This is a genomic window from Kitasatospora sp. NPDC056783, assembly GCF_042789895.1.
Taxonomy (GTDB): domain Bacteria; phylum Actinomycetota; class Actinomycetes; order Streptomycetales; family Streptomycetaceae; genus Kitasatospora.
On sequence record NZ_JBHUAF010000323.1, the window covers coordinates 1 to 9,922 of the forward strand.

Consider the following 9,922-nt stretch of genomic DNA (forward strand, 5'->3'; position numbering starts at 1 on the left):
GGCCCTGACTGTTATGACAATTGCGGGACTCAGCCGACCCGCGACTCCGCCCGACGCGCGCGGACGTCGCCGACCTTCTGCCCCACCTTGCGGCGGATGACCAGCAGCGGCGCCATCGCGGCAAGCGTGATCTGGGCGAACGCGCCGACGTGCATCAGCGTGTTGCCGTTGGGCAGACCGGTCGCCCAGGCGGCCAGGCAGCCGATGGAGACCACGATCCAGCAGAGCGTGGCGGTGGCCAGCAGCCCCTGTGGCTTCGGGTACTCGATCCGGCTGACCATCAGGTAGGCGGCGCCGAAGATGGCGAGCAGACCGGGGAGGAACGGCGGGTCGAGCAGCACGATGGCGATCACCGTCATCGCGCCCATCGGGCAGGGCATGCCCTGGAACACCCCGGGCCGCATCTTGACGGCCGAGAAGCGGGCCAGCCGCAGGACCACCGCGAGCAGCACCGTGATCGCGATGAGCGCCGACAGCTTGCTGTTGGAGCCCTGGGAGACCATGCCCCAGACCGCGACGAAGTAGGCCGGCGCGATGCCGAAGCTGATCAGGTCCGCCAGGTTGTCCAGTTCCGCTCCGAGGGCGGAGGAGCGCAGCTTGCGCGCCACCAGGCCGTCGAAGAGGTCGCACATCGAGCCGATCAGCAGCAGCGTGACCGCGGTGGCGGCGCTGTGCCGGTCCGGAGCGGCGTCCGGGTTGGTGATGTGCGGGACCAGGACCCCGGTGGTGATCGAGTAGATCGCCAGGAAGCCGCAGACGGCGTTCCCCAGGGTCAGGAAGTCGGCGGTGGACAGGTGCTGAGGAGAACGAGGAGCGCGCAGCTCGCGGTCGCGCGCCCAGCGGCGGCGGCGCAGGGCCGTCTCCTCGTCGTCCAGGCCGACGATTGTCTCAGGATCAGTCACGGTCAAGGCGCGTCACCCCGGCTGTGGTCTTCTGGCCGACCTCGACGCCGACCTCGACGCCGGCCGGCAGGTAGGTGTCGACCCGGGACCCGAACCGGATCAGACCGATCCGGTCGCCCTGCTCGACCTTGGTTCCGGCGTCCACGTACGGCACGATCCGGCGGGCCACGGCCCCCGCGATCTGGACCATCTCGATGTCGCCGAGCTCGGTGTCGAAGTGCCAGACGACCCGCTCGTTCTGGTCGCTGTCCTTGTTGAACGCGGGGACGAAGCCGCCCGCGACGTGCTCGACCGACGTCACCGTGCCCGGCAGGGGCGCGCGGTTGACGTGGACGTTCAGCGGGCTCATGAAGATCGCCACCCGGGTGCGGCCGTCCGGCCAGGCGTCGATGCTCTGCACCACGCCGTCGGCGGGGGAGATCACTCTGCCGGTGCCGATCTCACGCTCGGGGTCGCGGAAGAACCACAGCATGCCCGCGCTGAGCGCACAGGCGGGTACCGCAGCCAGGGCCCACTTGCCGTTGCGCCGGGTGAGGGCGGTGGTCACGGCGGCCGTGGCGAGGGTGGGGACGAACCAGGGGGTGGCTCCGCGCGCGATGGTCACGCGGGGTCGCCGACCGGCCGTCGGGGCTGCGAGGGCATCGCGGTCCGTGACGGAGGTGTGAGGGGACGGGCTGATGGGCATCGAAGACCTTTGTCGCGGGGGATCATGGCCGCTGGACGGGGGCCACCGCGGGATCGGTAATAGAGGGACGGCTTGCTGTCCCGGTGGATGCTATCGGGAGCACACGGTGGGTGGGCAACCCGCCTGCTCGTTCATGTGTCCGGTGGCGACGCGTGCGCGCGTCCACCTCTACGACCGTAGCTGGCCCCGGTCCGGTTCCCAAGGGACCGGACAAGGCTGGTGACTCTTGTCTCAACGGGCGCACCGACGGAACCCGGAGGACGACACGGGCGTGGCGGCCGCCGGCGGGTGTGCGGAAGCGGCCGCAGGGCGCGGCGTCACAGCTGTACGCCCTGCGGCCGCTTCCGGAGGGCCGTGCCGGACCCAGGCGGACCAGGCCGGGCCCGTGACGGGGCACGGCACCCCGCCGGGACGGGCCCGCACGCCCGTCGACCGGCGGTTCGAGGGGGCCGCCCGGCGCGGTGACCGGTCGACGGGCGGCCCGGCGGTCAGTCGGCGATCCGGTACTCCTCCAGGAGCCGGCGCCCGACGATCATCTTCTGGATCTCCGCAGTACCTTCACCGATGAGCAGCATCGGGGCCTCGCGGTAGAGGCGCTCGATCTCGTACTCCTTGGAGAAGCCGTAGCCGCCGTGGATGCGGAACGCGTCCTCGACGACCTCCTTGCAGTACTCGGAGGCGAGGTACTTGGCCATGCCGGCCTCGAGGTCGTTGCGCTCGCCGCCGTCCTTCTTGCGGGCGGCCATGACCATCATCTGGTGGGCGGCCTCGACCTTGGTGGCCATCTCGGCGAGCTTGAACTGGATCGCCTGGTGCTCGGCGATCTTCTTGCCGAAGGTGGAGCGCTGCTGGGCGTAGGCGATGCCGAGCTCGAAGGCGCGGCGGGCGACGCCGCAGCCGCGGGCGGCGACGTTGACGCGGCCGACCTCGACGCCGTCCATCATCTGGTAGAAGCCGCGGCCCGGGACGCCGCCGAGGACGCGGTCGGCCGGGACCCTGACGTCCTGGAGGACCAGCTCGGTGGTGTCGACGCCCTTGTAGCCCATCTTCTCGATCTTGCCGGGTACGGTCAGGCCGGGAACCTTGGGGTTCGGGCCGAAACCGGCCTCCTTCTCGATCAGGAAGGTGGTCATGTTCTTGTACGGGGTGTCGCCGCCCTCGTCGGTCTTGCAGAGGACCGCGACCAGGGTGGAGGTGCCGCCGTTGGTGAGCCACATCTTCTGGCCGTTGAGGACGTAGGCGTCCCCGTCCTTGACGCCCTTGGTGGAGATGGCCGAAACGTCGGAGCCGAGACCCGGCTCGGACATCGAGAAGGCGCCGCGGATCTCGCCGGCCGCCATCTTCGGCAGGAAGTGGTCCTTCTGTTCCTGGGTGCCGTGGGCGTTGATCATGTGCGCCACGATGAAGTGGGTGTTCACGATGCCGGAGACCGACATCCAGCCGCGGGCGATCTCCTCGACCACCAGGGCGTAGGTGAGCAGCGACTCGCCGAGGCCCCCGTACTCCTCGGGGATGGTGAGGCCGAACAGGCCGAGTCGCTTCATGCCCTCGACGATGGCGGTCGGGTACTCGTCCTTGTGCTCCAGCTCGGTCGCGACCGGAATGATCTCCTTGTCGACGAAATCCCGCACGGTGGCGAGGATGTCCCGCTGGATCTCGGTGAGGCCGTCGGTCTGTGCGAGGCGTCCCATCGTGCGGCTCCGGAAAGTCTGAGGGTCTGCGGAAGGTCGGGGAATCCCCCGGGGGGGGGGATTGCGGGGGCCCTGCCGGGCGTGGCTGCGGCAGCAGGGCCCCCGGACCGGGTGGGGCGTGGCCGATGACGGCGGCCTGCCCGTCCGGGGTCTTTCGAGGGGGACCGTCCGAGGCCGGAGGCCCCCTGCGGAAGGGGGAGTCCTCTTATAAAGGGGACAGGATCAGGAGAGCGGCGTCGGGCGGCCGGGCTGCTCGCCGCCGCGCCGCTCGGTGTAGGTCTCGGTCGGCACCATCACCTTGCGGCGGAAGACGCAGACGACGGTGCCGTCCTGCTTGTAGCCCTTGGTCTCGACGTACACGATGCCCCGGTCGTCCTTGGACTTGGACGGCCACTTGTCGAGCACGGTGGTCTCGCCGTAGACGGTGTCGCCGTGGAAGGTCGGTGCGATGTGCCGCAGCGACTCGATCTCCAGGTTGGCGATCGCCTTGCCGGAGACGTCCGGGACGGACATGCCGAGCAGCAGCGAGTAGACGTAGTTGCCCACCACGACGTTCTTGCCGAAGTCGGTCGTCTTCTCCGCGTAGTTGGTGTCCATGTGGAGCGGGTGGTGGTTCATGGTGAGCAGGCAGAAGAGATGGTCGTCGTATTCGGTGACCGTCTTTCCGGGCCAGTGCTTGTAGACCGCGCCGACCTCGAACTCCTCGTAGGTGCGTCCGAACTGCATGGCCTCAGGCCTCCGGGATCTCGAACTTGGTGGTCCGCTGCATGCCCGCGGCGCGGCCCTTGCCGGCGACCACCAGCGCCATCTTGCGGCTGGCCTCGTCGATCATCTCGTCGCCGAGCATCGCGGAGCCCTTGGCGCCGCCCGCCTCGGAGGTGCAGTAGTCGTACGCGTCGAGGATCAGCTCGGCGTGGTCGTAGTCCTCCTGCGCGGGCGAGTAGATCTCGTTCGCGGCGGCGACCTGGTCCGGGTGCAGCACCCACTTGCCGTCGAAACCGAGGGCGGCCGAGCGGCGGGCGACCTCGCGGTAGCCCTCCTGGTTGCGGATCTGGAGGTACGGGCCGTCGATCGCCTGGAGGTCGTTGGCGCGGGCGGCCATCAGGATGCGCATCAGGATGTAGTGGTAGGCGTCGGCGCCGTAGCCGGGCGGCTGCTCGCCGACGACCAGGGACTTCATGTTGATCGAGGCCATGAAGTCGGCGGGGCCGAAGATGATGGTCTCCAGCCGGGGCGAGGCCTCGGCGATGGCGTCGACGTTGATCAGGCCCTTGGCGTTCTCGATCTGAGCCTCGATGCCGATCTTGCCGACCTCGAAGCCCATGGTCTTCTCGATCTGGGTGAGCAGCAGGTCGAGCGCCTTGACCTGCCCGGCGTCCTGGACCTTGGGCAGCATGATGCAGTCGAGGTTGGGGCCGGCGCCCTCGACGACGGTGATCACGTCGCGGTACGTCCAGTGCGTCGTCCAGTCGTTGACCCGGACGACCTTGGTCTTGCCGCCCCAGTCGCCGTTGTTCAGCGCGTCGACGATGTTGTGGCGGGCGCTCTCCTTGACCAGCGGGGCGCAGGCGTCCTCCAGGTCGAGGAAGACCTGGTCGGCCGGCAGTCCCTGGGCCTTCTCCAGGAAGCGCGGGTTGCTGCCGGGCACCGCGAGGCAGGAGCGGCGCGGGCGCAGACGGTTGGGCGCAGTCATAAGAATCGAGGGTTCCTTCCCAGTGGTCAGCTGGTCAGCTGGTCAGTTCGTGGCCGCGGTCGGTGCGGGCGTCCACGGCTGGAGTCTGTTGGCGAGCCGGATCTCGTCCACGATCCGGCCGATGATGGTCGTGATGCCGAAGTCCTTCGGGGTGAACACGGCGGCGACGCCGGCGGCCCTGAGGGCCTCGCCGTCCGCTGCCGGGATGATGCCACCAACGATCACCGGGACATCCTCCACCCCGGCGCGGCGCAGCCGCTTCAGGACGTCGGGCACCAGTTCGCCGTGCGCGCCCGAGAGGATGGACAGACCCACACAGTGCACGTCCTCCGCGACGGCGGCGGAGACGATCTGTTCCGGGGTCAGCCGGATGCCCTGGTAGACCACCTCGAACCCGGCGTCGCGAGCGCGTACGGCGATCTGCTCGGCGCCGTTGGAGTGCCCGTCCAGGCCGGGCTTGCCGACCAGCAGGCGCAGCTTGCCGACGCCCAGTTCCTCGGCGGTCGCGGTGACGGCGGCCCGGACCTGCTCCAGCTCGCCGCCGGGCTCGGCGGCGACCGCGACGGGGGCGCCGCCCACGCCGGTGGGAGCGCGGTACTCGCCGAAGACCTCGCGCAGGGCGAAGGCCCACTCGCCGGTGGTGACGCCGGCCCGGGCGCAGGCGATCGTGGCCGGCATCAGGTTGGCGTCGGTGGCGGCGACGGCCTTGAGCGCGGCCAGGGCCTCCTGGGCGGCGGCCTCGTCGCGCTCGGCGCGCCAGGCCTCCAGGGCGGCGAGCACGGACTGCTCGGAGGCCGGGTCGACGACCATGATCGCGGTGTCGAGGTCGGCGGTGAGCGGGCTCGGCTCGGTGGTGTCGAAGCAGTTCACCCCGACGATCCGGTCCTCGCCGGACTCGATCCGGGCCCGGCGCTCGGCGTGCGAGGCGACCAGGTTGGACTTGAGGTAGCCGGACTCGACGGCCGGGATGATGCCCCGACCGCCGTCCTCGGCACCCATCTCCAGCACCTTGGCGATCTCCGCCTCGGCGCCGGCCAGCAGTTCGGCGGTCTTCGCCTCGACGACCTCGGAGCCGTTGAAGAGGTCTCCGTACTCCAGCAGGTCCGACTCGTAGGCCAGCACCTGCTGGATGCGCAGCGACCACTGCTGGTCCCACGGCCGCGGCAGGCCGAGCGCCTCGTTCCAGGCGGGCAGCTGGACGGCGCGGGCGCGGGCGTCCTTGGAGAGGGTGACGGCCAGCATCTCCAGGACGATCCGCTGGACGTTGTTCTCCGGCTGGGCCTCGGTCAGGCCGAGCGAGTTGACCTGGACGCCGTAGCGGAAGCGGCGCTGCTTGGGGTCGGTGACGCCGTAGCGCTCCCGGGTGACCTTCTCCCACAGCCGGGCGAAGGCGCGCATCTTGCACATCTCCTCGACGAAGCGCACGCCGGCGTTCACGAAGAAGGAGATCCGGCCGACCACCTCGCCCATCCGCTCGGCCGGCACCTGGCCGGAGTCGCGCACGGCGTCGAGCACCGAGATGGCGGTGCACATCGCGTACGCGATCTCCTGGACGGGCGTGGCCCCGGCCTCCTGGAGGTGGTAGCTGCAGATGTTGATCGGGTTCCACTTGGGGATGTTGCCGACCGTGTAGGCGATCATGTCGGTGATCAGCCGCACCGACGGGCCGGGCGGGAAGACGTGCGTCCCGCGCGACAGGTACTCCTTGACGATGTCGTTCTGGGTGGTGCCGGTGAGCGCGGCGATGTCCGCGCCCCGCTCCTCGGCGACCACCTGGTAGAGCGCCAGCAGCCACATCGCGGTGGCGTTGATCGTCATGGAGGTGTTGGTCCGTTCGAGCGGGATGCCGTCGAACAGGGCGCGCATGTCGCCGACGTGGCCGACCGGGACGCCGACCCGGCCGACCTCGCCGCGGGCGAGGACGTGGTCGGAGTCGTAGCCGGTCTGGGTCGGCAGGTCGAAGGCGACGGACAGGCCGGTCTGGCCCTTCGCCAGGTTCCGCCGGTAGAGAGCGTTGGAGTCGCTCGCGGTGGAGTGGCCGGCGTAGGTGCGCATCAGCCAGGGGCGGTCGCGCTTGCGGGGTTCGGTCATCAGACGTTCCTGAACCGGTTGATGGCGGGCAGGTGCTGTTCCCGCAGCTCGTGGTCGGTCACGCCCTGGCCCTCCTCCGGGGCCAGGCAGAGCACGCCGACCTTGCCCTGGTGCTTGTTGTGGTGCACGTCCAGGGCGGCCTGGCCGGTCTGCTCCAGGGAGTAGACCTTGGACAGGGTCGGGTGGATCTTTCCCTTGGCGATCAGGCGGTTGGCCTCGAAGGCCTCGCGGTAGTTGGCGAAGTGCGAGCCGACGATCCGCTTCAGCGACATCCACAGGTACCTGTTGTCGTACTGGTGCATGAAGCCGGAGGTGGAGGCGCAGGTGACGATGGTGCCGCCCTTGCGGGTGACGTACACCGAGGCGCCGAAGGTCTCCCGGCCCGGGTGCTCGAAGACGATGTCCACGTCCTCGCCGCCGGTGAACTCGCGGATCTTCGAGCCGAGGCGCTTCCACTCGCGAGGGTCCTGGTTGCTCTCGTCCTTCCAGAACCGGTAGCCCTCGGCGGAGCGGTCGATGATCGCCTCGGCGCCCATGGCCCGGCAGATCGCGGCCTTCTCGTCACTGGAGACCACGCAGATCGGGGTGGCGCCCCCGGCCAGCGCGTACTGGGTGGCGTACGAGCCGAGGCCGCCGCTGGCGCCCCAGATCAGCACGTTGTCGCCCTGCTTCATGCCCGCGCCGTTGCGCGAGACCAGCTGGCGGTAGGCGGTGGAGTTGACCAGTCCGGGGGAGGCGGCCTCCTCCCAGGTGAGGTGCCGGGGCTTGGGCAGCAGCTGATTGGTCTTCACCAGGGCCAGCTGGGCCAGGCCGCCGAAGTTGGTCTCGAAGCCCCAGATGCGCTGCTCCGGGTCCATCATCGTGTCGTTGTGGCCGTCCGCGGACTCCAGTTCGACCGACAGGCAGTGCGCGACGACCTCGTCGCCCGGCTTCCAGGCGTTGACCCCGGCGCCGGTGCGCAGCACCACGCCGGCGAGGTCGGAACCGACCACGTGGTACGGCAGGTCGTGGCGCTTGGTGAGCGGCGACAGCCGGCCGTAGCGCTCCAGGAAGCCGAAGGTGGAGACCGGTTCGAAGATCGAGCTCCAGACGGTGTTGTAGTTCACCGCACTGGCCATGACGGCGACCAGCGCCTCGCCGGGGCCCAGCTCGGGCAGGGCCACCTCGTCGAGGTGAAGGGACTCGCGGGGGTCCTTGTCGCGGCTGTCGAGGCCCGCGAACATCTGCTCCTCGTCCTTGTGGAGCGTCACCGCCCGGTAGGACTCGGGGAGCTTGATCGCCGCGAAGTCCGCCGACGTGGTGTCGGGGCTGAGGATCGCGTCGAGGATTTCCTGCATGGCTGCCTCCGAAGGCGTACCTGTGTGAGGGGCACAGGGCGTCTGGGGGAGCCGGGAGCGGACACCGGCTTCGCTGAGGTGGGTGGTGGGCGGGGGGGGCGGGGCGCCCGGGGTGGGCCGGGCGGGTCTGGCTCTGCTTCCCGGGGTGTGGGAACGCCGGACGACGGCGCGCCGGGTGGGGAGCCGCGGCGCCGCGACTGGTGGGTAACAAGGTAGTGGCACCCTGTGCCACTCGTAAAGACACCGGGTGTCAGGAATTCCGGCGGCGTCCGAGGCCGTGTGACGCGCGTTGCGCGGGCATGCGAAGGGCCCGCGCCGGCGATTCGGCGCGGGCCCTCGATACCGCTTCGACCTGCGAAAACGCTGCGCCTACGGCTCGCGCACGCCGCTCAGTGCGGCCCGGATGCTGTCCACCACGACCTCCAGTGGAGCGTCCGTCCGGGCGACTGTGATGAGCACCTCACCTCCGGGACTGGCACTCAGTGCGCTCTCCGCCCAGGTGTCCCCGGGGATCCCATTGGCACCCGGTGCCACCACCGATCCCCGGCGCCTGGCACCCGGGGCGCTGGACGCCCAGAAGGTCCGCCGGATCACCTCGAAGGAGTGGTCCAGCTGCGCCTCCACGTCCCCCCGGCCGCCGGCCCGCAGCCAGCGCCGCAGCACGTGGTTGTGGGCCGCGACCACCGCCGCCGCCGAGACCTCGGCCAGCATCGAGTCGTCCTCGCCGCCCCGCTGCCAGCCGGACGGGATGGACTCGCCGGTGTCGAAGCGCCCCAGCAGGTAACGGGTGAACAGCCGCTCGTAACGGGCCACCACGGCGATCTCCCGCTCACGCAGCGCCGGGACCTGACGGATCAGCTGGTACCGCGCGACCGACACCCCCGGGGTGGAGGCGTACATCCGCAGCACCTCCTTGATGCCGCGGCAGACCACGTCCAGCGGGTGCTCCTCCGGCTCGGCGCTGGCCAACAGGTCGGCCACCCGCACCAGGGTGTCGTCGTGGTCCGGGAAGATCGCCTCCTCCTTGGACCGGAAGTACCGGAAGAAGGTGCGCCGGGCCACCCCGGCGGCGGCCGCGATCTGGTCGACCGTGGTCTCCTCGTAGCCCTGCGAGGCGAACAGCTCCATCGCGGCCGTGGCCAGGTCCTGGCGCATCTGCTGGCGCTGCGCCGCCGCCCGGCGGCTGCCCGGCCCGCCGCCCTCCGGCCCGGTGCCCCCGGTCGAGGAGGCGGTCCGGTCGGCGCCGCCGTGCGGCCCGGCGGGGTGCTGCGGGGAGGTTGACTGAACCCGATCCATGTCCGGAACGCTACACGGCCCGGACGGCGCGGCCACGGCCCTTCCCCGGGGCACCGGTGCGACCGGGCCGGTCACCGCCGGACGGGGCCAGCGGGAGGACACCGTCCCCGGGCTCCAGCCGGGCCGCGCGGAGGGCGTGCCGGAGGGTGCGGAGCCGTACGGCTGCGGACCGGTCCCGTGCGGTCCGGCCGGGGGCGGCCCGTACCGGCCGCCCCCGGCCTGCGGGG

Annotated in this window: 8 protein-coding genes and 1 pseudogene; 1 reads left to right on the top strand and 8 read right to left on the bottom strand. The window is 70.6% G+C overall.

Features of this window, described 5'->3' with window-relative positions; translation table 11 throughout:
- Positions 1-29: 29 nt before the first annotated feature.
- From ACFRMQ_RS31750 to ACFRMQ_RS31785, 8 genes are all read right to left on the bottom strand, one after another.
- Positions 30-908, bottom strand: coding sequence for a CDP-alcohol phosphatidyltransferase family protein (locus tag ACFRMQ_RS31750; RefSeq protein ID WP_380734174.1), 879 nt, complete (start codon positions 906-908; stop codon positions 30-32).
- Positions 895-1,587 carry a phosphatidylserine decarboxylase gene (locus tag ACFRMQ_RS31755; RefSeq protein WP_380734175.1) on the bottom strand — a complete coding sequence of 231 codons (693 nt, stop codon included), beginning with the start codon at positions 1,585-1,587 and terminating at the stop codon, positions 895-897. Before ACFRMQ_RS31755 ends, ACFRMQ_RS31750 begins: the two co-directional genes overlap by 14 nt.
- 488 nt (positions 1,588-2,075) lie before the next feature.
- Positions 2,076-3,278 (bottom strand): acyl-CoA dehydrogenase family protein, encoded by a 1,203-nt coding sequence (locus tag ACFRMQ_RS31760; protein WP_380734176.1) that lies wholly within the window; start codon positions 3,276-3,278, stop codon positions 2,076-2,078.
- Between the two features lie 222 nt (positions 3,279-3,500).
- Positions 3,501-4,004 carry a MaoC family dehydratase gene (locus ACFRMQ_RS31765; protein ID WP_380734177.1) on the bottom strand — a complete coding sequence of 168 codons (504 nt, stop codon included), beginning with the start codon at positions 4,002-4,004 and terminating at the stop codon, positions 3,501-3,503.
- 4 nt (positions 4,005-4,008) lie between these two features.
- A complete protein-coding gene (locus tag ACFRMQ_RS31770; protein WP_380734178.1) occupies positions 4,009-4,971 on the bottom strand; it encodes an HpcH/HpaI aldolase/citrate lyase family protein in 963 nt (320 codons plus the stop codon).
- Positions 4,972-5,013: 42 nt separating this feature from the next.
- Positions 5,014-7,062: a protein meaA gene (locus ACFRMQ_RS31775; RefSeq protein ID WP_380734180.1), complete on the bottom strand. Its 2,049-nt coding sequence runs from the start codon at positions 7,060-7,062 to the stop codon at positions 5,014-5,016.
- On the bottom strand, positions 7,062-8,399 hold the full coding sequence (gene ccrA / locus ACFRMQ_RS31780) for a crotonyl-CoA carboxylase/reductase (RefSeq protein ID WP_380734181.1): 1,338 nt from the start codon (positions 8,397-8,399) through the stop codon (positions 7,062-7,064). The genes ACFRMQ_RS31775 and ccrA overlap by 1 nt, the downstream gene beginning before the upstream one ends.
- A gap of 369 nt (positions 8,400-8,768) precedes the next feature.
- Complete coding sequence (locus ACFRMQ_RS31785) at positions 8,769-9,695, bottom strand: TetR family transcriptional regulator (protein ID WP_380734182.1); 927 nt, start codon at positions 9,693-9,695, stop codon at positions 8,769-8,771.
- Here ACFRMQ_RS31785 and ACFRMQ_RS31790 point away from each other — a divergent pair.
- Positions 9,694-9,922: pseudogene (locus ACFRMQ_RS31790) on the top strand (PE-PGRS family protein); the annotation flags it as partial. The gene ACFRMQ_RS31785 and the pseudogene ACFRMQ_RS31790 sit on opposite strands and share 2 nt — an antisense overlap.